The organism is Eisenbergiella porci (genome assembly GCF_009696275.1).
Taxonomy (GTDB): Bacteria; Bacillota; Clostridia; order Lachnospirales; family Lachnospiraceae; genus Eisenbergiella; species Eisenbergiella porci.
Window position 1 is genome coordinate 57785 of record NZ_VUMI01000013.1, and the last position, 25803, is coordinate 83587.

The 25803-nt window shown below is 52.2% G+C and carries 19 protein-coding genes; 4 read left to right on the top strand and 15 right to left on the bottom strand.

Annotated elements, in window-relative coordinates:
- Window positions 1-27 precede the first annotated feature (27 nt).
- The 4 genes from metG to FYJ45_RS09890 form a co-directional block, all read right to left on the bottom strand.
- Window positions 28-2007 (bottom strand): methionine--tRNA ligase, encoded by a 1980-nt coding sequence (gene metG, locus FYJ45_RS09875; protein ID WP_154464463.1) that lies wholly within the window; start codon window positions 2005-2007, stop codon window positions 28-30.
- Window positions 2008-2572: 565 nt separating this feature from the next.
- Window positions 2573-3133, bottom strand: a complete 561-nt coding sequence (locus FYJ45_RS09880) for a KamA family radical SAM protein (RefSeq protein WP_154464464.1) — start codon at window positions 3131-3133, stop codon at window positions 2573-2575.
- A gap of 61 nt (window positions 3134-3194) precedes the next feature.
- Window positions 3195-4196, bottom strand: coding sequence for a DUF2804 domain-containing protein (locus tag FYJ45_RS09885; RefSeq protein ID WP_154464465.1), 1002 nt, complete (start codon window positions 4194-4196; stop codon window positions 3195-3197).
- Window positions 4197-4263: 67 nt separating this feature from the next.
- Window positions 4264-5541, bottom strand: coding sequence for an MFS transporter (locus tag FYJ45_RS09890; protein ID WP_154464466.1), 1278 nt, complete (start codon window positions 5539-5541; stop codon window positions 4264-4266).
- Between the two features lie 341 nt (window positions 5542-5882).
- Here FYJ45_RS09890 and FYJ45_RS09895 point away from each other — a divergent pair, with 341 nt between their 5' ends.
- The 3 genes from FYJ45_RS09895 (at window position 5883) to FYJ45_RS09905 (ending at window position 9261) form a co-directional block, all read left to right on the top strand.
- A complete protein-coding gene (locus tag FYJ45_RS09895) occupies window positions 5883-7067 on the top strand; it encodes an acetyl-CoA C-acetyltransferase (protein ID WP_025487803.1) in 1185 nt (394 codons plus the stop codon).
- A gap of 130 nt (window positions 7068-7197) precedes the next feature.
- Window positions 7198-7794 carry an HD domain-containing protein gene (locus tag FYJ45_RS09900; RefSeq protein ID WP_154464467.1) on the top strand — a complete coding sequence of 199 codons (597 nt, stop codon included), beginning with the start codon at window positions 7198-7200 and terminating at the stop codon, window positions 7792-7794.
- A gap of 282 nt (window positions 7795-8076) precedes the next feature.
- Window positions 8077-9261 carry an ABC transporter ATP-binding protein gene (locus FYJ45_RS09905; protein ID WP_154464468.1) on the top strand — a complete coding sequence of 395 codons (1185 nt, stop codon included), beginning with the start codon at window positions 8077-8079 and terminating at the stop codon, window positions 9259-9261.
- Between the two features lie 100 nt (window positions 9262-9361).
- Here FYJ45_RS09905 and FYJ45_RS09910 read toward each other — a convergent pair whose 3' ends face one another.
- The 8 genes from FYJ45_RS09910 to FYJ45_RS09945 form a co-directional block, all read right to left on the bottom strand.
- Window positions 9362-10321, bottom strand: a complete 960-nt coding sequence (locus FYJ45_RS09910; RefSeq protein ID WP_154464469.1) for a D-2-hydroxyacid dehydrogenase — start codon at window positions 10319-10321, stop codon at window positions 9362-9364.
- The gene (gene rpe / locus FYJ45_RS09915) at window positions 10318-10992 is read right to left on the bottom strand and encodes a ribulose-phosphate 3-epimerase (RefSeq protein ID WP_154464470.1); all 675 of its coding nucleotides are present in this window, start codon (window positions 10990-10992) and stop codon (window positions 10318-10320) included. The genes FYJ45_RS09910 and rpe overlap by 4 nt, the downstream gene beginning before the upstream one ends.
- 126 nt (window positions 10993-11118) lie before the next feature.
- Window positions 11119-12075, bottom strand: a complete 957-nt coding sequence (locus tag FYJ45_RS09920) for a transketolase family protein (RefSeq protein ID WP_021639306.1) — start codon at window positions 12073-12075, stop codon at window positions 11119-11121.
- Window positions 12063-12899 (bottom strand): transketolase, encoded by an 837-nt coding sequence (locus FYJ45_RS09925; protein ID WP_025487807.1) that lies wholly within the window; start codon window positions 12897-12899, stop codon window positions 12063-12065. Before FYJ45_RS09925 ends, FYJ45_RS09920 begins: the two co-directional genes overlap by 13 nt.
- A 404-nt stretch (window positions 12900-13303) precedes the next feature.
- Window positions 13304-14008, bottom strand: coding sequence for an L-ribulose-5-phosphate 4-epimerase (locus FYJ45_RS09930; RefSeq protein ID WP_021639308.1), 705 nt, complete (start codon window positions 14006-14008; stop codon window positions 13304-13306).
- Window positions 14009-14089: 81 nt separating this feature from the next.
- Complete coding sequence (locus FYJ45_RS09935; RefSeq protein WP_154464471.1) at window positions 14090-15691, bottom strand: xylulokinase; 1602 nt, start codon at window positions 15689-15691, stop codon at window positions 14090-14092.
- Window positions 15692-15714: 23 nt separating this feature from the next.
- Entirely contained in the window at window positions 15715-17211 is a 1497-nt protein-coding gene (gene araA / locus FYJ45_RS09940; protein WP_154464472.1) for an L-arabinose isomerase, read from the bottom strand.
- 126 nt (window positions 17212-17337) lie between these two features.
- Window positions 17338-18402, bottom strand: coding sequence for a GntR family transcriptional regulator (locus FYJ45_RS09945; protein ID WP_235930751.1), 1065 nt, complete (start codon window positions 18400-18402; stop codon window positions 17338-17340).
- A gap of 775 nt (window positions 18403-19177) precedes the next feature.
- On the opposite strand from FYJ45_RS09945, the gene FYJ45_RS09950 reads away from it, so the two are divergent.
- Window positions 19178-21052, top strand: a complete 1875-nt coding sequence (locus FYJ45_RS09950) for a DUF885 domain-containing protein (RefSeq protein WP_195841763.1) — start codon at window positions 19178-19180, stop codon at window positions 21050-21052.
- A 264-nt stretch (window positions 21053-21316) separates the two neighbouring features.
- Here FYJ45_RS09950 and FYJ45_RS09955 read toward each other — a convergent pair whose 3' ends face one another.
- From FYJ45_RS09955 to FYJ45_RS09965, 3 genes are all read right to left on the bottom strand, one after another.
- Window positions 21317-21766 (bottom strand): MarR family winged helix-turn-helix transcriptional regulator, encoded by a 450-nt coding sequence (locus FYJ45_RS09955; protein ID WP_025487814.1) that lies wholly within the window; start codon window positions 21764-21766, stop codon window positions 21317-21319.
- Window positions 21767-22017: 251 nt separating this feature from the next.
- On the bottom strand, window positions 22018-25074 hold the full coding sequence (locus FYJ45_RS09960) for an FtsX-like permease family protein (protein ID WP_276893132.1): 3057 nt from the start codon (window positions 25072-25074) through the stop codon (window positions 22018-22020).
- Window positions 25068-25769: an ABC transporter ATP-binding protein gene (locus FYJ45_RS09965; protein ID WP_154464476.1), complete on the bottom strand. Its 702-nt coding sequence runs from the start codon at window positions 25767-25769 to the stop codon at window positions 25068-25070. Before FYJ45_RS09965 ends, FYJ45_RS09960 begins: the two co-directional genes overlap by 7 nt.
- Window positions 25770-25803: the final 34 nt, after the last annotated feature.

A 25803-nucleotide genomic window follows, 5' to 3' on the forward strand; every position in this document is an offset into this window, starting at 1 on the left:
AAAAACGTTCCCTTATACTGCTGCTTCTCAGCAGATTTCCGCGCCGGCCGGCATCTCTTTTTCGGGAGCTACCAGCGCCAGGTTCCCTTCCGCGTCCTCAGCGCACAGGAGCATGCCCTCGGATACGATGCCCGCCAGCTTTGCAGGCTTCAGGTTCACCAGAACCATAACCTTCTTACCAACCATTTCCTCCGCGGAATAGTTGGACTTGATGCCGGATACGATCTGTTTTACCTCGCTGCCGATGCGTACCTGGGAGCAGAGAAGCTTCCTGGACTTCTTCACTTCCTCGCAGGCGATGATTTCCCCTACCTGGAACTGCAGCTTTGCAAAATCATCATACGTGATTTCCGGTTTTCTTTCGATATCTATCACCGCGGGCTGTTCTTCCCCGGCTTCTTCCTCAGCAGGGCCTTCTGTCTCCGCCTTCCTTGCGGCAAACATGGCTTCCGCCTTTTCCACCACTTCCTTTGCATCCAGTCTTGCAAACAGGATTTCCGGCTGATCCGTCACCTTGTTCCCGCTGGGGTAATGGCCGAAAACAGCGCATTCCTCAAAGGAAGGAAGGACAGTGTTCAGCTGCTGGGCAATCCTGGCAGAGGTTTCGGGCATATACGGCTCCAGCAGGGAAGCGCCGATGGTGATGCTTTCTACCAGGTTGTAAAGGACGGTGGCAAGACGGTCCTTCTTTGCTTCATCCTTTGCCAGTACCCAGGGCTCTGTTTCATCAATATATTTGTTGCAGCGTTTGAACAGGGAGAAAATTTCCGTCATGGCGTCGGCCACACGCAGCTCCTCCATTTTCGCGCAGATCTTTGCATAGGTGCCGGTCACCACGGACTTGAGATCCTCGTCCACAGCTTCCGCAGCGCCTCTGTCCTCCACCACGCCGCCGAAATATTTATTGCTCATGGAAATCGTACGGTTTACCAGGTTGCCAAGCGTGTTGGCTAGATCGGAGTTGATTCTTTCCACAATCAGCTCCCAGCTGATAACGCCGTCGTTTTCAAAGGGCATTTCATGAAGCACGAAATAACGGACGGCATCCACGCCGAAGAAGTTCACAAGGTCGTCCGCATACATTACATTTCCCTTGGACTTGCTCATCTTGCCGTCGCCCTGAAGCAGCCAGGGATGTCCGAATACCTGCTTCGGCAGCGGCTCTCCCAGCGCCATGAGGAAAATAGGCCAGTAAATAGTATGGAAACGGATAATATCCTTTCCGATCAGATGCAGGTCCGCGGGCCACAACTTCTTGTACTGTTCGCTGCTGTCTCCGTCCGCATTGTAGCCGATGCCGGTAATATAGTTGGTAAGGGCGTCCAGCCATACATAAACCACATGTCTGTCATCAAAATCAACCGGGATGCCCCATTTGAAGGAGGTCCTGGATACACACAGATCCTGCAGGCCCGGAAGAAGGAAGTTGTTCATCATCTCGTTTTTACGGGAAATGGGCTGAATGAACTCCGGATGGTCGTTAATATGCTTAATCAGCCTGTCCGCATATTTGCTCATTTTGAAGAAATAGGCCTCTTCCTGGGCGGGCTTTACTTCTCTGCCGCAGTCCGGGCACTTGCCGTCCACCAGCTGGGATTCGGTCCAGAAGGACTCGCAGGGGGTACAGTAAAGGCCTTCGTAATGTCCTTTGTAAATATCCCCCTGATCATACAGGCGTTTGAAAATCTTCTGTACCTGCTTTACATGATCCTCATCTGTGGTACGGATAAATTTATCATAGGAGGTTCCCATGAGATCCCACAGGCCCTTCACCTCCCCTGCCACGCCGTCCACATAATCCTGCGGCGTCACACCGGCTTCCTGGGCCTTCAGCTCGATCTTCTGTCCATGTTCGTCCGTTCCTGTCTGGAAAAATACATCGTAGCCGTCTTTTCTTTTAAATCTGGCAATGCTGTCCGCCAGCACGGCCTCATAGGTGTTTCCAATGTGCGGTTTGCCTGAGGTATAGGCAATGGCGGTAGTAATATAATACTTTCCTTTACTCATTTTCTAAAATGCTCCTTTCCTTTCTTTCCCCACGTCAATAAAAGCCCGCCCTCTTATTTTTAAGCTTTAGTTAAAAAATAAGAAGACGAGCCTACACCCGCGGTACCACTTCTGTTCACCCTATCCTCGCGGATACGGTCTCTCCGGGTACGTAAAGCCTACCTTCTGTGCTCATTGGCATGGACTCAGGCTTTTTCTACCCTGCCGCTGTAACAGGCGGCGCCTGTCGCAGCCTTGCCCCCGGCTGTACCGGCGGTTCGGTGCGCTGCTCCGAAGCCATATTCCATCCGCTTTGGCCTGATCCCTCGCAGCTGCAGACGGCGCTCCCCGCCTGCGGGATCTTCTCTGTAAGGCTTCCCTGAATGTACTCTCTTCTTCACTGCTTTTATACGTTTATAAAAGTCTGGCCGGCCCTCCGGCCGATTAACTTCAGATTATCACAATCATGTCCGGTTGTCAAACCTCGCCCGCGCCGCAGAGGCCGTCCGGCAGCCATGTCTGGTTTTCTCCAAGTTTCACGGCAAAAATCCTGCCCCGGTCCGCATCATATTTGGCCTGGTGGTATTTAAGTAACCGGCGTACGCGTCCCTATACGAAGAAAATCCAGCTGCTCCATAGATGAAAGCACATCCAGGAAGTGTTCCAGAGCCTCATTGCTGTTAAGCAGCGCATCTCCCCCGGAAATAAGCACATTGCTTATCTCCTTATGCTCCCTGATATAATCTGCCGCTTTCTCAAAATTATCCGCCGTCTCCTCCTCGCTGATACCTACAAGGCGCTTCCTGAAGCAGTGCCGGCAGTACATAGCGCACCGGTGAGTGGACAGGATCAGGGCGGTTTCCCCGTATTTATGCTGCAGGCCCGGAAGTCTGGTGTTTTCCGCTTCCCCGCTGGTATCAAACTTCCCCGTCATGTCGTTTTCTTCCAGAGAGGGGATGCACATACGCCGGATGGGATCCTTCGGATTGTTCCAATCAATCAGTGACAGGTAATAGCGCGGGACTGACATGGGGAAGCGCTCTAAAATCCGCTCCACCTCCTGCTTATGCTCCCCGTGCAGGTGCATAATGTCTTCCAGTTCCCCGGCATGCGTCACATTGGTTTTCAGTATTTCTCTCCAATCCATAGTCACTCCTTTCCGGCAGACGGCCGCGCCTCTGCCTGCTGAACTGTTGCCTGTCTTCTCTTTACCAATTATTTACGGCATGCTCCGCAAAGGATATCACATCCTTTACTTCCAGACATGTGCCGTCGTCAAGCACCGCCTTTCCTGTAAATTTTCCGAACATCTGATGGCAGCAGTTATTTACCCAGAGCAGCTTTATGCTTGTGGTTCTGTCATAATAGGGAGTCAGCGTCAGATCAAGACGTCCTTCCCTATCCGTCAGATGCCAGGGATCCATATATTTGTCTCCCAGCCTGAAGTCCACCTTCCCCAGCTTATGAGCCTCGCCTTTATAAAAAAGCATGTTCTCGCTGGCAGTATCGGTGTTGCCAAAGCCGCATCCCAGGTTAAAGCCGAACATCTCTCCGTCCAGCCGGCCGCTTCCGTTGCTCCAGTACCATTCATTATGGAAGGGCCACACGCCTCTGCCCCAGTCAAGAATGCCAAAGGAATTTTTTCTGTCAAACCGCCATTCCCTGTCCCCGTATTTTACATAGCCTTCCGCCGTCATGCAGTTGATTTTATGGTTATAATAAAAAGCGCGGGCGTATTCGTCAAAGGGCAGATTAATCACCAGAGAATTGGGATTCTGCCGTTCCAGGCGGATTTTAACCTCTACATTTCCCCAGCGGCAGGTCAGGACACGCTTCTGGTTTTTGGTCTGGAAACGCATGAGAACGCCGCCCTTCTCATAGGAAAGGGTATTGTCCTTTTCCGCGTCCGTCGGCATATGGAGAGAGCCGAAGGGCAGCACCAGGATTTTATTCAGATCCAGAAGCTTTTCCCCTTTGATAAAATCAAACAGCATCAGGCTTACCTGTCCCGCATAGGCGGCGTGTCCTATGGTAAACTGCAGGCACAGCCTTTCATTGGATATCTGATAAAAATCCCATTCTTTAATGCGCCACGCAGGCGCCTTGATTGCCTTTCTGTCATACACCAGCATGCTTTTTCTGGAATAGCCCGGTATGGGGCGGCCCTTTTCATCCAGTACCGGCCCTTTTTTCAACAGTTCTTTTTCCATATCCAATCCCCTTTCTTCCATGGCGGCCAGGATGCGGGGCTTATTCTGCCCGGCCTTGCCATGGCTCTTAACCCCTTTGTCTCACTTTCTGCAGGCGTCCCGCCGCTGCAAGCGGAATCAGGGTAAACAATGTGAGCAGCGCCGATACCAGAAACAGGCTTGGCGCAGGAACCATGCCCATAGTGCCGCTGACCTCCATTTCCACTCCCATCCGGTTGATTACCTGCGTGGCTATGGCAGGGCCTGTTATCATGGGGATACAGACGAAGAAAATCTGCTTGATTCCCTCAAACTGGCCTCTCTGCTCCTCCGGATACAGATTTTTCATCCAGGCCGTCAAAGACTGGAGCACAAGTATGTAGCCGATGCCTGCCCCGAACACGCCAGCCAGCAAAATTATCAGGTTCTGCGACAGGCTGACCAGTATCAGACCGGCAGTATTGCACAGAAGCACCGTAAAAATCACCTGCGGCGCCTTTCCCTTATCAATAGAGCGGGCCGCGGGAATCGTCATCACCGCAGCAGCCAGCAGGCCCACGCCCTGGATTATCCCGGTCATACCGTAGTCATATCCCAGATAATTGACAAAATAAATCGTAATGTATGGGAAATAAACATTAAATCCGATAAAATACACCGTCATCACCAGAAAAACCCAGAACAGCTCTTTATTCCCCCTTACCGTCTCCCAGTTGAACACGGTGAGGAACTGATGCCAGAAGCCCTTCTCATCCCGTTTTGGATGCAGCGTGGGCGAATCCTCCAGAGTAAACAGGGCCATGACGCCCACCACAGCCACCAGGCCGCCCATCAGGCCAAAAAAGGCAAAAAAATCAATCTGATCGATAATAAGCCCGGAAACCACCGCGCCGAATATGGTGGCGAACACGGGCATAACCGCCAGTGCGCCTCCCAGCTTTCCCCGGTTATGTTCATTGGAAATATCCGTCGTCCACGGCCCGAAGCCGCCGTCATTTCCCACGGAGCCAAAAAAGCTCATAACCGCATCCGCCAGCACAACGCATGCGGCCGCAATGAAAAGAGGGTTCTTGGGTATCATTTCCGTAGCCCCGAAAATAAAGGTGAAAATTCCCCAGAGAATATACCCGATGCAGATAAAAGGCTTTCTTTTCCCCTTCCTGTCTCCCCATGTGCCCACCAGGAATGTGCAGAATGTGGAAACAGCAGCGCTCACACCCACCATCCAGGACACAATCGCCGGCTCCGGCGCAATTTTGTCATAAACAAAGGTATTGAACCAGGAATTTTCAATATTCCAGCAGATCTGCCCCGTCATCCCCAATATCCAGATTAAAATCCAGTTTTTACGGCTTATTTTCCCCATTAAAAGCCCCCCTGTTCCCGTCATGCTGTTTTACTGTGTCTTTACTCTTATCTTACTCTGATTACCGGGCTTTTTCCATAGAAGAATCCTGAATTATTTCTTTGAACGGCACTTGACGGCGAAGGACATAGAAGACCGAAAATTTCCGTTTTATTGTATTTTGTCATTCAGCATGGTAAAATAAGGCCTGAAGAGCCTGTCTGCCTCCGAAGTTTTTTTCAGAGCCAGACAGGAAACATTTTACGGCTGCCCGATTTTGGAAGGCTCAATTTCCCGCAGCTGAAGATATTACATCAATCTATATCAAATACTTGCCGTAACCTGGCAGAATGGAGGAAATAATGAGCAGAAAAGTTGTTTTGGCCGGCGGCTGCAGAACCGCAATCGGCGTTATGGGCGGCGCGCTTTCCACTGTACCCGCAGCTGACCTGGGCACCATCGTGATTAAGGAGGCCCTGAACAGGGCAGGAGTAAAGCCTGAAATGGTTGACGAGGTATATATGGGCTGCGTTATCCAGGCGGGACAGGGGCAGAACGTCGCCAGACAGGCCGCCGTGAACGCCGGTATCCCTGTGGAGGTTCCTGCAACCACAGTTAACGTATTGTGCGGCTCCGGACTTCATTGTGTCAATCTGGCCGCCAAGCTGATTGCCTGCGGCGACGCTGATATCATCGTTGCCGGCGGTACGGAGAACATGTCCCGCGCACCTTATCTGGTACAGCAGGGCCGTTACGGCTACCGCATGGGCAACGCTCCCCTGGAGGATGCGCTTCTCAAGGACGCCCTTACCGATGCCTTCCATGGCTACCACATGGGCATGACCGCAGAGAATATCTGTGACCAGTGGGGACTGACCCGTGAGCAGCTGGATGAATTCGCTGCAAACAGCCAGCAGAAATGTGAAGCGGCTATGGAAGAGGGACGTTTTAAGGATGAAATCGTGCCCGTTGAAGTAAAGACGAAAAAAGGTTCCGTTATCGTTGATACGGACGAAGGCCCCAGAAAGGGCGTTACCGCAGAAGGCCTTGCCAAATTAAAACCGGCCTTCAAAAGAGACGGCGGACTTGTGACCGCAGGAAACGCTTCCGGCATCAACGACGGCGCTGCAGCCATCATCGTCATGAGCGAGGAAAAAGCAAAGGAGCTGGGCGTTACCCCCATGGCTACCTGGATCGGCGGAGAACTGGCAGGCGTGGATCCCTCCATTATGGGAATCGGCCCCGTTGCCGCCACCAGAAAGGTTCTGAAGAAAACCGGCATGGAAATCGGGGATTTTGACCTGATTGAAGCAAACGAAGCATTTGCCGCCCAGTCCGTGGCAGTGGGACATGATCTGGGCTTTGATCTGAGCAGGCTGAATGTAAATGGCGGCGCAATCGCCCTGGGACACCCCGTAGGCTGCTCCGGCTGCCGTATCCTGGTTACGCTTCTCCATGAAATGCAGAAGCGCGATGCAAAGACCGGCCTTGCCACCCTCTGCGTTGGCGGCGGAATGGGCTGTGCTGCAATAGTGAAACGGGATTAACCGCTGATCTTAGTTTTTCCCAGAAGGCCAAAAATCCCCAAAGGCCAAATAGGCCTGCGGGGATTTTTATATATTCCGTTTTTTATATGCGCTGACATGTGAAACTGAACTACTCAATGGAGGAAGACCAATGATACCTGACAGAACCACCTCAATGCAACTGTTGAATGAAGCCTATGAACTAAATCCAGGACCGTGGAAAGCCCATTCCCTCGTCATCGCGGAATGTGCGGAAAAAATCGCCGCCTGCTGCCCCGGCATGGACAGCGAAAAAGCCTTTATCTTCGGCCTTCTCCATGATATCGGTAGACGCTTCGGCGTGACACAGCTGACCCATGTCATCAATGGCTACGACTATCTCATGAAGCTGGGCTTCGATGAACCCGCGCGTATCAGCCTCACCCATTCCTTCGCCGTAAAGGATATACACACCTATATTGGCATACCTGACGTTTCGGAAGAGGATTGTCAGCGGATATCGGACCTCATCGCCTCCTTTGATTACGACGATTATGACAGGCTGATCCAGCTGTGCGACAGCATCGCCATGGCCGAAGGCCCCACGGATATGGTCACACGAATGAGCGACGTAAAAAACAGGTATGGCTTTTATCCCCGGGAAAAATGGGACAAGCATCTGGAACTGCAGAAATATTTTGAGGATAAAATGGGAAAAAGCCTCAATGAAGTGTTGTCCTGCCAGACCTCAAATCATCAGACACAATAATAACCGCCAGGCTTTTCCGTGCTTTTGGAAAATTACCCTATTTCAGGAGGTGAGATCTTTTGAGACGCGAACGAGGTATCAGCTCAGTACAGTTTATGTAATCTGTCGGCAGATTGTACTGAGTACTATAGTTCAGGCCCAGACTCAGAAAGAGCTGCAGCCTGTGCATCCATATCTTTGCCGGCAGGCATAACTGTACTTATTCTGCTGCTTTATAAATCACAGAGGGTGCAGGAGTACAGATATGAAATATTTACAGGAAATAATAAAGAAAAATAAAATATGGATCATAATTTATATTATATTGGGCATCGGCTTATCCTTTCTGGCGAATTACAGCTTTACCGGATGAAGGAACGGATGCTGGATAACGAAGAGCTGCTGAATCATTATCTGACCCGAGGCTTTATGGAGATGGTGGTTTTCCGGCTGAACCGGCAGTTTTCCCGGGAAATACATAAGGCAGAGCGCTCAAAGGATGAAATTGTCCGCTCCAAAATCGGTATTTCCTTTATTCATGAGGCCTTTTTTGCCGCCTTTGCAGCACTGATCATCCTGATTAAGGCTGCCCTCATCATCTATGCCTGGTATACCCGTTCCATATCCATCGGAGCCGTTGTGGCCCTGATTACTTTGGAGGATAATGCCTATACGCCCATTGCCATTTTCAATGTTTTATTTGTCCAGTACCGTCTGGATACGGCCGCCTTTAAAAGATACACCTCATTTCTGGATTCTCCCGAGGATCCTCAGCTGCAAAACGGCAGCGCCATGGCATCCTTTCATGGGAATATTATGGTGAAGCAGCTGGATTTTACCTATTCGGGAAGACAGATTCTGCGGGGACTTTCCCTTACGATAGCCCCCGGCGAAAAAATTGCCCTGGCGGGAAGCAGCGGCTCCGGCAAATCCACGCTGGTAAAGCTTCTGGCCGGGCTGCTTAAGCCGGATCGCGGCCAAATACTGGTTGACGATCAGCAGCTGCGCTGTGTAAAGCTGGACGATTACTACAGTCATATCGCGTATATTCCCCAGGAAAGCCCTGTCTTTGACAGCACGCTCCGTGAAAACCTGATATTCGATTCCACCCTGCCGGATGCAGATCTGATCCGCGCCCTGGAAAAGGTCCAGCTTCTGAAATGGTTTCAGGGGCTGGAGGATGGCCTGGATACCCAGCTGGGTGAACGGGGCGTCAGGCTGTCCGGAGGAGAACGGCAGCGTCTGGCCCTTGCCCGGCTGTGGTTTTCCGATGCCAGGCGCATTGTACTGGATGAATCCACCTCCGCCATGGATAACCTGACCGAAAAGCTTGTAATGAAGGAGGTCCTCGCCCTGGCGGACGGCAGGAATATCATTGCCATCGCCCACCGGCTGAATTCCGTCCGTGCCTTTGACCGGATTATCCTGCTTCGGAATGGGGAAATTGTGAAAGACGGAAGCTTTGAGGAGCTTGCTCCAATTTGCTGAAACCATATCCCTATAAATATATAATGTAATAAAAAGGCCTTTGGACGCTGTAAAGGATTCTTCCTCAGCATCCAAAGGCCTTAACTATCGCATATAGCTACTATTTACAGTATCCGGTCTCCAAATCCACCACGTTGCGCAGCGGTTCCCCTGCCTGAAAGCGCTTCAGGTTTTCCGCGAATATTTCCGCGATCTGCTGCAGCGTTTCCGGCAGCGCATAGCCGCCTGAGATATGGGGTGTTATGATAGCATTCGGAGCCTTCCAGAGAGGGTGGTCCGCAGGCAGAGGCTCCGGATCGGTAACATCCAGTGCGGCTCCGGCAATTTTCCCGGCATACAGCGCGTCGCTGAGGGCATCCGTATCCACAGCCGTTCCTCTTCCCACGTTCAGTACAATGGCGTTGGGGGAAAGGAGGGAAATCCGTTCCCGGTTCAGCGTATGGTAGGTGGATGGATTCCCGGGAAGGCTGAGCGCCACCACATCCGCGCGGGGGAGAAGGGAATCCAGTTCCTCCATTCCGTAAAGCCCGTCAACACAGTCCGGCTTTTCTCCCACACGGCGTTTTACGCCTATGGTTGTGCAGCCAAGGGCCTTCATTTTGGAAGCGAAGCAGGTTCCGATATCTCCCAGTCCTATCACAAGCACCGTGGTTCCCTGGATGACGCCCACATGCCCTTCGCTCTTCCATTGGCGCCGGAGCTGGTTGGCGTAGTACAGGTTCAGCTTCTTGCGGAGCATAAAAAGGCAGGCCAGCATATGCTCGGAGATTGCCAGGCCATATGCCCCTGTGGCATTGGTGAGGACCGCCCCCTGAGGCAGCCTTCCCGGCACGCAATAGCCTTCGGTCCCCGCATTATTCAGCTGTATCCATTTCAGGTGTTCTGTTTTTTCCAGCTGTCCGGGGCTTTCAAGGTTCCCCAGAAGAACGTCCGCTTCCCTGAGAAGTTCCTCAGTCATATCACTTTTCAGGCAGAAAATAACGTCCTCCGGCCTTTCGGCTGCGGAGAGAATCAGGGCTTTTTGTTCCTCCGTAAAAGGAGGGGTCACTACAATTTTCATGCCTGGCCTCCTTTTTCACAGCTTTTCAGCGTTTCCAGCATGCCCTTTACGTTATCTGTCCGGTTTCCGTTGAAAATGGCAGAACCGGCCACTATGACATTGGCTCCTGCTTCCAGGACCACATTGACATTGTCCCTGGTGATGCCGCCGTCCACTTCGATGTCCACATCCGCATGCTTTTCCTGGATGAGTCTGCGGGCCTCGCGGATCCTGGCCGTGGAGGCCGGCAGATATTTCTGGCCGCCAAAACCCGGCTCCACCGTCATGACAAGAAGCAGGTCTATTTTATCCAGATATTTTTCTATTGCCTGAATGGGTGTGGAGGGCTTTAAGGAGATGCCGGCTTTACGTCCCAGGCTGTGTATCCAGTCCAGGGTTTCCTCCACATCGCTGCAGGCTTCCAGATGAACCGTAATGATATCTGCCCCGCTTTTGGCAAAATCCGCCACATAACGGATAGGCTCTTCCACCATCAGATGCACATCAAAAACCATATCCGTCACCTTTCTCAGGGAGGAAATCACGCACAGGCCAAAAGAAAGGGATGGCACAAACATACCGTCCATCACATCAATATGAAGGTACTGTGCGCCAGCCTCCTCTACCAGTTTAATTTCTTCTCCCAATCTGGCGCAGTCAGCGGCCAGGATTGATGGTGATAAAATATTCATATTTTTTCCTTTTCCTCTTCAGGCATCCGGAGAGCCCGCCGTCATCGTCATGCGGCAGTTCCGGAGGGGTGCCTGTAAAAACAGGCGGCCGGCCCCGACCGGGGCCGGCTCTTATCACTGCCGTTTTTATTTTACAAATTCTTTTACTTTACTGTAAATTCCGTCTGCATCCAGGCCGTATTTTGCAACGAGGGCGCCTGCGGATCCGGATTCACCAAAAATGTCGTTCATTCCGATCCTGCATACCGGAGTGGGGGCCTTTTCGGACAGGGCTTCGCTTACGGCGCCGCCCAGGCCGCCGATGATGGAATGCTCTTCTGCGGTAACCACTTTTCCGGTTTTCTTTGCGGATTTGATAATCAGCTCTTCATCCAGGGGTTTGATGGTATGGATGTTGATAACTTCGGCATTGATGCCGTCTTCAGCGAGCTTTTCAGCCGCTTCCAGCGCTGCGGATACGCAGATGCCTGTTGCTACGATGGTAACATCCGTCCCTTCCCGAAGGAGAACGCCTTTTCCGATTTCGAATTTATAGTCTTCCCTGTCATTGATAACCGGCACTGCGGCACGGCCGAAACGCAGGTATACGGGGCCTACGTATTCAATGGCAGCCTGTACGGCAGCCCTGGCTTCCACAGCATCGCTGGGATTGATTACCACCATGCCGGGGATAACACGCATGAGGGCGATATCCTCCAGGCACTGATGGGATGCGCCGTCTTCCCCTACGGTGATGCCGGCATGGGTTGCGCCGATTTTCACGTTCAGATGGGGATAGCCGATGGAGTTGCGGACCTGCTCATAAGCGCGGCCTGCCGCGAACATAGCAAAGGAGCTGGCAAAGGGGATTTTCCCTACGGTGGAAAGTCCTGCCGCAATGCCCATCATGTCACATTCTGCGATACCGCAGTCAATATGGCGTTCGGGGAACGCCTTCTGGAAGGTATTGGTCTTGGTGGCATTTGCCAGGTCGGCATCCAGAACCACCAGGTTGGGATACTGTGCGCCGAATTCAGCAAGTGCCTTTCCGTAAGCTTCTCTGGTTGCAATTTTCTGAACCGTCTTGTTGTTTACTTCTGACATAATGCTTCACCTACTTTCTCCAAATCTGCCATTGCCACTGCATACTGCTCATCGTTGGGCGCGGTTCCGTGCCATGCCACATTTCCTTCCATGAAGGAAACGCCTTTTCCTTTCAGGCTGTGTGCGATGATTGCGGTAGGCATGCCCTTGGTTTCCTTCGCTTCCTTGAAGGCCGCGCGGATTTCATCAAAATTATGGGCATCAATGTTGATTACATGGAAGTTGAATGCTTCGAATTTCTTATCAATAGGATAAGGGGAGCATACCTGGTCGATAGGTCCGTCGATCTGCAGGCCGTTGTTGTCAACGATAACCACAAGGTTGTCCAGCTTGTGGAAGCCGGCAAACATGGCTGCTTCCCAGACCTGTCCTTCTTCGATCTCTCCGTCTCCCAGGAGCGTATATACGCGGTAATCCTTATTGTCCAGCTTTCCGCCCAGAGCCATGCCGGCAGCTGCGGAGATGCCCTGTCCCAGGGAGCCTGTGGACATGTCAACGCCGGGGATGTACTGCATGGAAGGGTGTCCCTGCAGGTAGGAGCCGAGTTTACGTAAGGTAACAAGATCTTCCACCGGGAAAAAGCCTCTGTGGGCCAGGGTGGAATATAATCCGGGGGCTGTGTGTCCTTTGGAAAGAACGAAGCGGTCCCTGTCCGGTTTATCGGGGTTCTCCGGATCGATGTTGAGTTCTTCAAAGTAGAGATAGGTGAAAATATCTGCTGCGGAAAGGGATCCGCCGGGATGTCCGGCTTTGGCGCTGTGAACTGCTGTTACAATGCCTTTGCGGATCTCGTTCGCCATTTTTGCGAGTTCAAGATTTTCCATGAATATTTTTCCTCCATTGGGTTTGAATTGGTGGATTGACGGTAACTGTTGGGGTGGAGCCCGATGGGTAAATAATCCAGGGGGCTTGGGTTACCGTGGGTGGTGATTGTTGTTGGGTGGCCAGGGGGGGAGCAAGGGAGGACTTAAGGACTTTAGGGAGCGCCGGCGCCGGGGTGGTGGCGGGAGGGCGGAGCTTCAAGTCCTGCGGTCTTTCAGCTGCCTTGGTGTCGGGGTGGCGGCACCGGACGGCAGAACCTCAAGACCTCCGGTCTTTCGGTCGCTTTGCTCGCCGGATAGGTTTGAAAGGTCTGGCCGGGGAAAGCAGAAAGGTGGGGCGTTTTTCTGTTTTCCCCGGCCAGGCCTTCCAAACCTGTCCGGTTCTGCCTGGTCACGAATATGATACCCTATTTACCCCCATTTTGTCCATAGTAAGCGTTGGCTCCGTGTTTTCTGTAGTAGTGTTTGTCCTGGAGCTCCTGGGGGGCGGGTTGGATTCTGGGGTTGATGGTTTCTGCGCGGTAGGCCATTTTGGCTACTTCTTCGAGTACTACTGCATTGTGGACGGCTTCGTGGGCGTCTTTTCCCCAGGCGAAGGGGCCGTGGTTTTTGCAGAGTACTGCGGGTACGGCTTTGGGGTCTTTGTTCATGGCTTTGAATTCATTTACGATGAGGTGTCCGGTATTTTCTTCGTAGGCCTCTTCGATTTCTGCTTTGGTCAGGCAGCGCAGGCAGGGTACTTCGCCGTAAATGTAGTCTGCATGGGTGGTTCCGTAGCAGGGGATTCCTCTTCCTGCCTGGGCCCAGCTGGTGGCATAGGAGGAGTGGGTGTGGACGATTCCGCCTATTTCAGGGAATGCTTTGTAAAGCTCTACGTGGGTTGCGGTGTCGGAGGAGGGGTTGTATTTTCCTTCTACCTTATTTCCGTTCAGATCCACGATTACCATATCCTCAGGGGTAAGCTTGTCATAATCAACGCCGCTGGGTTTGATGGCAAACAGGCCGCTTTCCCTGTCGATTTCACTCACATTTCCCCAGGTAAAGGTAACAAGGCCATATTTGGGAAGAAGCATATTGGCTTCATATACTCTTTGTTTCAGTTCTTCTAACATTTATTTCATCCTTTCTGCCCCCCGAAGGGGGCATTTTGCCGGGTTCTATTATTTTTTTAAAACTTCGAGTATAGCTTTGCATTAAATCAATGATTCCACTGCCGCCTTTTCAATGGGAAGCCCTTTGGTGTAGCGTTCAACGAACCTGTTGAAGCCTTCCACATCCGTGCTGTCCGGCTCCAGGGTAACGCCTTCCTGTCCTGCAAATACATCGCGTTCCAGGAACTGCGCAAGGCTTTCGCCGTCCTTTTTATTTTTCATGTAGGAAGCAAGAAGGGCAATTCCCCACGCGCCGCCTTCTCCTGCGGTCTCCATGACGGTAACCGGGGCGTTTACGGCCGCAGCCATAATCCTCTGTCCTACTTCCTTGGTCTTGAACAGGCCGCCGTGTCCCATCATTCTGTCAATCTGCACATTTTCTTCCTTCAGCAGGATATCAAGCCCTGTTTTCAGTGCGCCCAGCGCGGTGAAAAGATGTACGCGCATGAAGTTCGCAAGGTTGAAATTGCTTTCAGGATTCCTTACAAACAGCGGACGTCCCTCTTCAAAGCCGGTGATATGCTCGCCTGAAAAATAATTGTATGCCAGCAGGCCGCCGCAGTCCGGATCGCCTTCCAGAGCTTTTCTGTACAGGGTTCCGAACAGCTCATTTTTATCCACCTTCATGCCGAAGGCCTGGGTAAATTCCTCAAACAGGTCAATCCATGCATTCAGGTCAGAGGTACAGTTATTGCAGTGGACCATAGCCACAGCGCTTCCGTCAGGCGTTGTTACCATATCGATTTCCGGATGTACCTTTTCTAGCGCTTTTTCCAGCACTACCATGGCAAACACGCTGGTGCCTGCGGACACGTTGCCGGTACGCTGCGCCACGCTGTTGGTAGCCACCATCCCGGTTCCCGCATCTCCCTCCGGAGGGCAGACAGGAATTCCGGCTTCCAGCTCTCCTGAAGTATCAAGAAGACGTGCGCCCTCCTCCGTCAGGCAGCCGGCGTTATCGCCTGCCAGCAGAATTTCAGGCAGGATGTCTTCCAGCTTCCAGGGGAAGCCTTCCGGTGCAATCAGCTCATTAAAGGCATCAACCATACGCCTGCTGTACTGCTTCGTTTCAGGATCCACAGGCAGCATGCCGGCCGCTTCGCCGATGCCCAGCACCTTTTTCCCGGTGAGCTTCCAGTGCACATAACCCTCCAGCGTGGTCAGATAGCTGATATCCTTTACATGCTCCTCCTTATTCAGAATCGCCTGGTACAGATGGGCGATGCTCCATCTCTGGGGAATATTGAATTCAAACAGCTCTGTCAGCTTTACGGAAGCCTCCTCCGTAATGGTATTTCTCCATGTACGGAAGGACACCATCAGCTCTCCCGCCTCATTAAAGGCCATGTAGCCATGCATCATGGCGCTGAAGCCCAACGCTCCTACTTTGGTAAGGGTAACCCCGTATTTTTCTTTTACATCCTCAGCCATCTTCCGGTAGCTGTCCTGCAGGCCGCCCCAGATATCCTCCAGGCTGTAGGTCCAGATATTATTCTCATAACGGTTTTCCCATTCGTGGTTCCCCGCCGCAATCGGCGCATTATCCCCTCCGATCAGGACCGCCTTGATTCTGGTGGAGCCAAATTCGATTCCCAGTGTAGTTTTTCCATTCAGAATCGCTTCTTTTACTTCTGAAACACCCATAATTACTTACCTCCTGTAAATTTTTATCTGTAATAAACGGAATTCCATCTCAGTTCATTCTTGAAATTCCTGATGGTGGTATCCTTATCGATGACAACGCTCTCAATGCCCATAGCCGCAGCCCAGTCAACCATCTGATCTATGCTCAGGTCATAGGAAAATGCGGTATGATGTGCGCCGCCGGCCAGAATCCATGCTTCAGCCCCTACCTCAAGGCTGGGCTGAGGCGTCCAGAATGCAGTGGCAACGGGAAGCTTGGGCATTTCCTTCTCACACTTTTTGCAGTCAACCGCATTGATGATCAGACGGAAACGATATCCCAGATCCACAAGAGAGGTAGCCACAGCAGGGCCGGTCTTGGAGGTGAATACCAGACGCGCGGGATCCTCACGGTTTCCCATGCTCAGAGGCTGCACCTTAATGGAAATGGGCCCCTCCGCGATGGTCGGGCATACCTCAAGCATATGCGCCTGCAGAATCCCTTCCTTTCCCGGAACCAGGTTATATGTATAATCCTCCATAAAGGAAGTACCCTTGGCATTCGGAACCCCTGCGGTCATTATCTTCATCAGACGAACCATAGCTGCTGTTTTCCAGTCGCCTTCCCCGCCGAAGCCGTAGCCCTTTTCCATCAGCCTCTGAATTGCCAGCCCCGGAAGCTGCTTCAGTCCGCCCAGCATACCGAAATGCGTAACGATTGCCTGGTAATTGCCGTCCTCAAGGAATTTTTCCAGACCGATTTCAATCCTGGCCTGGGCCGCCACATGGGCGCGGAACTCCCCAGGATCCCTTCCCTCAAGCAGAATCTGATACTTGCTGTAATACTCCTCAACAAGCGCATCCACATCCGCCTGTGCCACAGCGTCCACATACTCCACCGCGTCATTGACACAATAATGATCGATTTCCCAGCCGAATTTTACCTCAGCCTCCACCTTATCGCCTTCTGTAACGGCAACATTGTTCATGTTATCCCCGATACGGCAAACTCTGATATGGGAAGACTCCATAATGCCCACTGCAGTTCTCATCCAGCTTCCCAGCTTATCCTGCACACCGGCATTTGCCCAATGCCCTACAATAATCTTACGCTCAATTCCCATACGGCTTACGATATGGCCATATTCCCTGTCACCATGCGCAGACTGATTCTCATTCATGAAATCCATATCAATGCTGTCATAAGGAATTTCCTCATTGAACTGCGTATGCAGATGACAAAGCGGCTTACGATACTCCTTCAGCCCCAGAATCCACATTTTCGCCGGGGAAAACGTATGCATCCAGGTGATAACACCAGCGCACTCCTCATCCTCATTTGCCGCATTAAGGGTTCTCCTGATGGTTGCCGGATCAATCAGCGTAGGCTTCAGAACCACTTCAAAGGGAAGCCTTCCCGAAGCGTTCAGCACCTCCACGATCTTCGCGGAATGCTCCGCCACCTTCCTCAGACACTCATCCCCGTACAAATCCTGGGAACCTGTACAAAACCAGAATTTGTAGTCTCTTCCTGTTTTCATTTCACATATCCTCCTGAAAAATAATTTTTATATCTGAAGCAGCCGCCAAAACCCTTCACAGCCGCTTTCTGAATATCATTACAACTTAATCAAAACCGCCGCGCCGGCACCTCATACCCGGATCCCTCACGCCTTCGCCGGACCACTCACCGAATCCCGCTCCACGATTTCAGTCACAAACTCAAAATTCCCGTCAAAGCTCCGGTTCCTCATCACAGCCAGCAGATTCTCCGCCGCCCTGGCCCCCAGCTTATCCGTAGGATGATGCACGCTCGTCAGCCTGGTATCCGCCAGCTCCGCCAGCTCAGAATCATCAATGCTAATCAGGGAAATATCCTCCGGCACCCGGATTCCTTCCTCCTTCAAAAGCACCTCCAGCTGAAAAGCAATCTTATCGTTATAACAAAACACAGCCGTACAATCACGGAAATTCCTCAAAATCCGCTCCCGGTAATCATGCAGATGCTGCTCCCCCTCCGTATCCAGCCACACAATCCCCGAATCCCCCGCCGGAATCCCACAACGCCTGCAGGTATCCAGGAACCCCGCGAACCTTAGATGCCCCTGCCCGTCATCAAACTTCAACAACGCCCCAATCCGCCGATGCCCCGCATCAAACAGATACTTCACCGCCATCTCAGCCGCCAGCCTGTCATTCAACGTCACATGAGGCAGCTTCAGCTGCGGATAATAACTATTAATAAAAACAATCGGCACCTTCCTCTCCACCAGCCTCTCAATCAAAGACAGATTCGGATTCGGCAGCCCGCTCTTCGTCGCCTCCATAATAATCCCGGCCACATCATCCCTCGCCAGGATATCCTCAAGAATCGTCCTCTCCCGCTCCAACATATTATTTGTAAAAGCGATCTGAACCGAATAACCCCTCTCAAACAAATAATTCTCAATCCCCTGAATCGTCCTGGGGAAAATATAACTATCCACATAAGTCGTCACAACAGCGATCCGCGTCTTATTCTCCAACGTAGCCATCCGGTCATCACAAACATAAGTCCCGCTCCCCTGCCGCCTGACAACGATCCCTTCCTCCTCCAGAACCCCAATCGCATGCCTCACCGTCTGCCTGCTCAACCCAAACAGCTCACTCAGCTCATTCTCCGAATTCAACCTCTCCCCCGGCCCCAATTCCTTCCTCTCAAGCCTCTCCTTCACCCAATCCACAATCTCCATATACCTGGGCTTCCCAACCATCTCCATCCCCCCTTATTATCCCTATCATCTCAATCCGCACCAACTTGTACACTCATATATACAACTTGTACACATATCATCCCCCGCCAGCTTATCCCAAAAACCCCACCTCTGCCGATTCATAACACACCCAAGCCATTATCACTAATATACAAGCTATCCATCTCACTTTTATGCACATTCACAGCCCTCTCAATTTCCGCACCAAAAAGACTGCCCATTAATTTCACTATATCCCAAACCCTCCCTCCTGTCAATAATGTATTCCATTTTTCAAATACCTTTATTACTACTTGTATATATACATATTTTCTGCCCTACCTACGCCTGCCAATTCCCCCAGGAGATTTTGCGTGCAGGATGGTCCGGGGCCGGGCGGTGTGTGTGGTTCTTCTTCGGGGCTGCGGTGGGGGATATTTTCTGCTCCATTTGAAAAAATGGCGGATGTTTCTTACTTCCCCCAAATTCCAGGATTATGCCGCCCCTAGCGGCTTGTCTGACGAGCACAGCCGACGTCAGTCGCTGCGCGAGGAGTTCAGCCGCGTTGGCACAATCCTGGAATTTGGGGGAAGTTAGAAACACCCCATTTTTGAAACTGGAGCAGAAAATACCCCCACCGCAGCCCCGAAGAAGAACCACACACACCGCCCTCCCCCCGGACCATCCTGCACGCAAAATCTCCGTCCCCCTCCACACATGAAACCTGCCGGGGGCACATACATATATAAAAACCCCACAACAAGGAACTCTTCTCGTGAAAAAACGCATTCCACTCATCATAACAGCTGCCGCCCTCCTCCTTTTCGCCGGCCTGTTTTTCTTTCTCTACCGCAACAACGACACCCTCCGCTTCCAAAAACTCTCGGAGGAAATCTTCGCCCAGTCCCTCAATCAGGACAGCCTGAGCCTTCACTATACCCTGGCCGACCCCTCCCCCTATCTTAAGGCCCCTTCCCCCGCCACCCTGCCCGCATACTCCAGGGAGTCCCAGAAGGAAGCCGCCGCCCTGCTGGAGAACCAGCTCCTGGTACTGCAGGAAATCAACCCGGATAAATTAAACAGCCACGACCGCTACACCTGGTCCCTGCTCACTTCCTACCTGGAAAATGAACTGGCGGGCGCCCGGTGCGAATATTATGAGGAGCCCCTCGCTCCCTCCTCAGGCATGCAGTCCCAGCTTCCCGTCCTCCTTGCGGAATACACCTTCCGCACCAAATCAGATATGGAGGATTACCTGGAGATCCTGGAGAGCATCCCCGCCTACCTGGAAAGCCTGGCCGTTTATGAAAAGGAAAAAGCCAATGCAGGCCTTTTCATGACAGAAGCCGATGCCGGGGAAATCGTGGATCAGTGCGATGCCATTATGGCTCCCGACCTGCTCTCCGCCGGAGAACATTTCCTCCAGACCACCTTTCAGGAACGCCTGGACGGACTGGTGGAGGACGGCCAGCTGAAGCCGGAAGAGGAGGAATTTTACATCTCCGAAAACAACCGCCTCCTCACCACCGTCGTATCCCCAGCCTATACCGCCCTGGCGGACAGCATTTTCCTCCTTTCCGGCTCCGGTTCCCACAACGGCGGCCTCTGCGAGCTGCCCTCAGGCATTGCCTACTACCTCTACCTGCTGCGCAGAAATACCGGCAGCTCCCGCACTCCGGAGGAAATCCAGTCCCTGCTATCCGATCAGTTCCAGAACCTTTACCAGAACCTTCAGGCGCTGGTTGAGACCTACCGGGAACAGACCGGAACCGGTACGATTACCCTGGAGGATCTCCCCGCCTTCCCTTTCCAGAATGCCCAGGAGATTCTGGACGATTTGCAGAACCGGATGCAGGCGGATTTTCCCTCCCTGGCCGCCCTCACCGACAGCCTGCCCTCCTGCCGGACCAAATCTGTGGCAGAATCCATGGAGGATTTCACCAGCCCTGCCCTTTATCTCACCCCGCCCATTGACGACATGGACGACAACGTCATCTACGTGAATAACTCCTCCACCTCCCCCGGCCTGGAGCTTTACACCACGCTGGCCCACGAGGGCTATCCCGGCCACCTGTACCAGACAGTTTACAGCCAGCTCTATGAAAACTCCAAAACAGACAATCCGGTGAGAAGCGCCCTTTTTTATGGCGGCTTTGTTGAAGGCTGGGCCTATTATGTGGAAAATATCGCCTACGGCTACGCCTCCGACGTCCTCCTGCAAAACGGCGCTCCCAACGCAAGCAGCCTGCTGACGGACATTGCGTGCCTGGAACGCAACCTGCAGGTCAATCTTTACTGCCTGCTTGATCTGTCCATCCATTATTATGGAGCAAGCCGCCAGGATGTCTACCGCTCCCTGGCCGCCTTCGGCATTTCGGACCAGGCCACGGCTGATGCCATTTACGACTACATCCGCACGGAACCCACCACCTACCTGAAATACTACCTTGGCTACCTGGAAATCCTCGCCCTCCGTGATAAAGCCACAGATCTATGGGGTGATGATTATACACCGCTGCGCTTCCATACCTTCCTGCTTCAGGCAGGCCCCTCGGACTTTACAAGCCTGGAAAAAAAGCTGGCGGAAACGCCGGCGGTCAAAACCACACTGTCCTATATGGAAACTGAAAAGAAGCTGGCCCGCGGTTAATTCCCCCATCCGTTCCGCGCACTATTGCCGGGTGGCAGCCAACAGTGCAGTAAATCCGAAAAGCTCCCGCATATCACCAAAGCAGGACAGTGCAGTACAAAATATAAGTAAATACCCTATGAAAAAAATGCCGCAGGGACTCGGACGATACCGTTGCCACCTGCGGCATTAAAACCAATCATATATTTGCATATCCCAGATCCGCTGTCCCTGCAGCCAGCCTGGCATATCGAAGTTCTTTTTCCTTTTTTCTGAATTCTTTCCCTATTTCTTCCCATTCTGAATCCCCTGGAAATATCCCACCAGGTTCCCCAGCGATTTCTGCAGCACCACCTGCTCCTCGTCGCTCAGCCCCTCCAGCACATTACGGATCATATCATCATGGAATTTCTTATGATGGGCAAAGGCCTTTTTCCCCTTTGCAGTCAGGGATATCAGCACCACACGCCTGTCCTCTTCGCTGCGGACACGCTCCACATATCCTTTTTTCACCAGACTGTTTACCGAAATCGTCAGAGTCCCCGTCGTAACCGCCAGTGTTTTCGCCACAGACGTCATATTTTTCGCCGCGCCGGTTCCGATAGCCTCGATGACATGCATGTCGTTCGTAGTCATATCCCTATACTCTTCCGTGCGGATGGCCTGCTCTTCAATTGTATTGATATTGCGGAACAGCTTCACCAACAGCTCATTGAGCGTATCCTTGATATCCAACGGCGCTCCCTCCTTCGATTTCCTTCCATTCCCGGTAAAAAATCCTCCGGCCTGCATCTTTTCCTTTTCATTATATAGGACACCGCACTATATTTCAATAAAAATAGTTTGATTCTCAAACTTTGACAGTTACGGCTTGTCCCCTCTTTGGGCTTCCGCTGCCACGTTTCTGCTTCCCGGCCTTATCATCAACCGGAAAGCAGGGCCGCGGCAGATAAAGCCCAAAGACGGCCAGCGCCATAACCTGCATTTTACTCCACCGATTTCATGGATTCCGCCATGTTGATGGCGTCCAGTTTCTTATTCATCACCCAGTCAACAATCCCGGCAAAAATAAAAGTCAGAACGATGCTCAGCAGCACGCTTCTTGGCGCGATATGCACATCGAAGGCGATCATATCAATATCGATATTGTACATGACAAACCGATGCAGATAATATCCCATAATCAGCCCCACGCCGGCGCCGATACCCGTCAGCACCAGATTTTCACGGAACACATAGCTGGCCGTTTCCCGCCTGTAAAATCCAAGCACCTTAATCGTCGCGATTTCCCGAAGCCGCTCCGTAATGTTGATATTCGTCAGATTATACAGCACGATAAAGGCCAGGGAGCCCGCGCAGCCAATAATCAGCAGCACCACATAATCCAGGCTCTTCATCATACTGCTGAAACGTACCTTCATATCGTCATTTATGGTCACGGAGGCCACGCCGTCGCAGTTCATAATCGCCGCGGAAACCTCGTGCACATCCGCGCCTTCCCGGACATTCACATAAGCGCTCTTATATTCCGGCTCCTTCCCTGTCTGTTCCTTCCAGGTATCCGGGGAAATATAGGCATAATTATATACATAGTTTTCGCTGATGCCTGAAACCTTCAGCTCCAGCTCATTCATATCATCATCCTGAATAGTTACCGTATCCCCGATTTTCGCATTGCATTTATCCGCCAGCTTCTCGGTAAGCACTACCTCTCCCTTTCCAGGATAGGCCACTGGCTCATCCCGGGTGGTGTGCAGATTCAGGTACAGGCCGATGTCCTCCGTTTTTTCCGGCGCCACCAGCGTAAGGGATTTTGTCTTGTCGCCCAGCGTCAAATCCCCGCTCTCCTCAAAGGCAAGCGTATAGGAGCGCGCGTTGTCTGCCATAACTGCATCAAACTCACTGCTGTCCATACTCTTATACGGATCGCTGAAAATAACGCTCATGTCGTTTATCTGGATTTCATCAAACTGGTTATAGGTTATGCTGCTGATGGAATCCTTCACCCCGAAGCCGGTGAGCAGCAACGCCGTACAGCCGCCGATGCCGAATACCATCATATAGAATCTCTGTTTATACCGGAAAATATTTCTCGCAGACACCTTCAGCAGGAATTTCATATGGTTCCAAAGGAAAGGAATCCGCTCCAGAATAATCCGTTTTCCGCTCTTAGGAGCCTTCGGGCGCATCAGCTCCGCCGCCACACTGGTCAGCTCATACCTGCAGGTAGCGATGGTCGTGCCCATGGAACACAGGATTGACACCACCAGGGAAATCACCCCCAGCTTCCAGTCCAGAATCACATGGAAATCCCCCAGACGGTACATAATCCTGTAAGCTGTCCAGATAACCGTGGGAAAAATATAGGATCCCAGAAGGAAACCAATCCCGCAGCCCAGCATCGCCGCGCTTCCCGAGTAAAACAGATATTTTCCCATAATCGTGCCCTCGCTGTAGCCCAGGGCCTTCAAAATACCAATCTGCGTCCTCTGCTCCTCCACCATACGGGTCATGGTAGTGATACACACCAGCGCCGCAACCAGAAAGAAGAAAATCGGGAATACATTGGCAATCCCCTCCACGATATCAGAATCGCTTTCAAAGCTTGCGTAACCGATATTTTTATCCCTGCCCAGCACATAGGTATCCGGCTCCTTCAGATCGGCCAGCTCTTTCCTGGCATCCTCCAGTTCCTTACGGCCGTCAGCCGTTTCATCTGCAAGCTTCTGCCGGTTCTCCTCGTACTCCTCCCAGCCGTCCGCCAGCTCCTTTTCCGAATCCTCCAGCTTCTTCTGGGCATCCCGCAGCTTTTCCTCCTGGCGCGCTATGGTATTTTCCGCCGCCTCCAGCTGCCTGCTTCCCATATTCGCCTGGGCAAGGCCGGACTCCACCTGGGCCTTTTTGCCCTTTACCTGGGCCTCCGCCAGATTCAGGCCGGTTTCATAACCGTCCTTTTCATCTCCCTCCTCCATATCGGAGGCTTCTATCCGCTTTTCCTCCAGCTGATCCAGGCCGTCCTCTATCTCCTGCTTTCCATCCTGAAGCTCCGTCAGGGAATCCGCCAGCTCCTGCCGCTTATCCGCGATCTCCGCCTTACCGTCCGCTATTTCCTTCCAGCCGTCGACAATCTCCTTCCTGGCATCTTCTATCTCCTGTTCCCCGTCCAGCAGCTCCTGCCTGGCATCCTCCAGCTTATCCTCCGCCTCGGCCACCTTCTTATCAAGCTCCCGCTCGCCGTCTGCAATCTGCCACTGGGCATCCTCCTTCAGCCTCACATACCGTGCCTGGGCCACTTCCTCACAAAGAGGCTCCGCCCAGTCCATGACCTCATCGATGTAATCCTTATACTCCTGGCTGTAAAGGGGATATTTTTCCTCCAGCCTGACAAAAACCTCCGTATAAGCTTCCGTATCAAACCCTGCCTCAGGAATATAAACATACCCCTTCAGCTTACCGTTTCCAAGCGCCGTACTCCCTCTTTCATAATTGATATAAAAAGGAGCGTCACAGATCCCCACGATTTTATACTCCGTACCGGAAAACATATCCCGGGTATCTTCCTCATTATTATCGGAAACACGGATTGTAGTGCCGATATCCTTTCTCGTAAATACCAGACTGTCCACCACGCACTCATCCGGCGCCGTCGGCATTCTCCCGGCCCGCACCACCACATGGTTCTGCACCCAAAGCAGCGAATGCGCACGCAGCACGCTTTCTGTCCCTTCCTCGTCCTGGGCCAGGAAATCCACATAAACCGCGCCCTCCGCGATCTCCACACCCTCCCGTTCATTCAGCTGCTTCACATCGCTTTCATCAAAACCCACCGTGGACAGCAGACGCAGGTCATACAGATTATTCTCCTCCAGATATTCCCCTCCGGCCTTCAGCATGGCCGGCTTTGTCACCTTAAGGCCCGTAAAAAATCCAACCCCCAGCGCCACAATAGCCAAAATGGCCATGTACCGTCCGAGGCTTTCCCTGATTTCCCGTACAGTTGTCTTGAATATGGTGGACTTCATCGCATTCCTCTTCCTTACCACTCAATCTCTTCCACCGGCGTAATGTGCTCATTCATTTCCATACTCCGGATCGTGCCGCTCTTTACCCGGATAATCCGGTCCGCCATGGCCGTGATGGCCTGATTGTGGGTGATGACAACCACGGTCATCCCCGTATCCCGGCAGGTATCCTGCAAAAGCTTTAAAACCGCTTTCCCCGTATTATAATCCAGCGCGCCCGTAGGCTCATCGCACAGCAGCAGCTTGGGATTCTTTGCCAGCGCCCTGGCGATTGCCACCCTCTGCTGCTCCCCGCCGGACAGCTGCGCAGGAAAATTGGACATCCTCTCCTCCAGCCCCACCTTTTTCAGCGTCTCCGCCGCATCCAGCGGATTTTTGGAAATCTGGGAAGCCAGCTCCACGTTTTCCAGCGCCGTCAGGTTCTGTATCAGATTATAAAACTGAAAAACAAAGCCGATATCATACCTGCGGTAGGAGGTCAGCTGTTTTTGATTGTAGGCTGAGATTTCGTTCCCATCCAGGATGACCTTCCCCTCCGAAAGCGTATCCATCCCACCCAGGATGTTCAGAATCGTTGTTTTCCCGGCGCCGGATGCTCCCACGATCACGCAGAACTCCCCTTCCTCGATTTCAAAATTCACATCCCGCAGCGCGTGTATATCCACCTCGCCCATATGATAAACTTTTTTTACATCCTTAAATTCCACAAAAGCCATAACGGATACCGTCCTTTTCCCCAGCCTGCATGCC

Bases quoted from the DNA above. Each gene is read 5' to 3' on its own strand.
- metG (WP_154464463.1), bottom strand. From the start codon at position 2,007: ATGAGTAAAGGAAAGTATTATATTACTACCGCCATTGCCTATACCTCA.
- FYJ45_RS09880 (WP_154464464.1), bottom strand. From the start codon at position 3,133: ATGGATTGGAGAGAAATACTGAAAACCAATGTGACGCATGCCGGGGAA.
- FYJ45_RS09885 (WP_154464465.1), bottom strand. From the start codon at position 4,196: ATGGAAAAAGAACTGTTGAAAAAAGGGCCGGTACTGGATGAAAAGGGC.
- FYJ45_RS09890 (WP_154464466.1), bottom strand. From the start codon at position 5,541: ATGGGGAAAATAAGCCGTAAAAACTGGATTTTAATCTGGATATTGGGG.
- FYJ45_RS09895 (WP_025487803.1), top strand. From the start codon at position 5,883: ATGAGCAGAAAAGTTGTTTTGGCCGGCGGCTGCAGAACCGCAATCGGC.
- FYJ45_RS09900 (WP_154464467.1), top strand. From the start codon at position 7,198: ATGATACCTGACAGAACCACCTCAATGCAACTGTTGAATGAAGCCTAT.
- FYJ45_RS09905 (WP_154464468.1), top strand. From the start codon at position 8,077: ATGGATCATAATTTATATTATATTGGGCATCGGCTTATCCTTTCTGGC.
- FYJ45_RS09910 (WP_154464469.1), bottom strand. From the start codon at position 10,321: ATGAAAATTGTAGTGACCCCTCCTTTTACGGAGGAACAAAAAGCCCTG.
- rpe (WP_154464470.1), bottom strand. From the start codon at position 10,992: ATGAATATTTTATCACCATCAATCCTGGCCGCTGACTGCGCCAGATTG.
- FYJ45_RS09920 (WP_021639306.1), bottom strand. From the start codon at position 12,075: ATGTCAGAAGTAAACAACAAGACGGTTCAGAAAATTGCAACCAGAGAA.
- FYJ45_RS09925 (WP_025487807.1), bottom strand. From the start codon at position 12,899: ATGGAAAATCTTGAACTCGCAAAAATGGCGAACGAGATCCGCAAAGGC.
- FYJ45_RS09930 (WP_021639308.1), bottom strand. From the start codon at position 14,008: ATGTTAGAAGAACTGAAACAAAGAGTATATGAAGCCAATATGCTTCTT.
- FYJ45_RS09935 (WP_154464471.1), bottom strand. From the start codon at position 15,691: ATGGGTGTTTCAGAAGTAAAAGAAGCGATTCTGAATGGAAAAACTACA.
- araA (WP_154464472.1), bottom strand. From the start codon at position 17,211: ATGAAAACAGGAAGAGACTACAAATTCTGGTTTTGTACAGGTTCCCAG.
- FYJ45_RS09945 (WP_235930751.1), bottom strand. From the start codon at position 18,402: ATGGAGATTGTGGATTGGGTGAAGGAGAGGCTTGAGAGGAAGGAATTG.
- FYJ45_RS09965 (WP_154464476.1), bottom strand. From the start codon at position 25,769: ATGGCTTTTGTGGAATTTAAGGATGTAAAAAAAGTTTATCATATGGGC.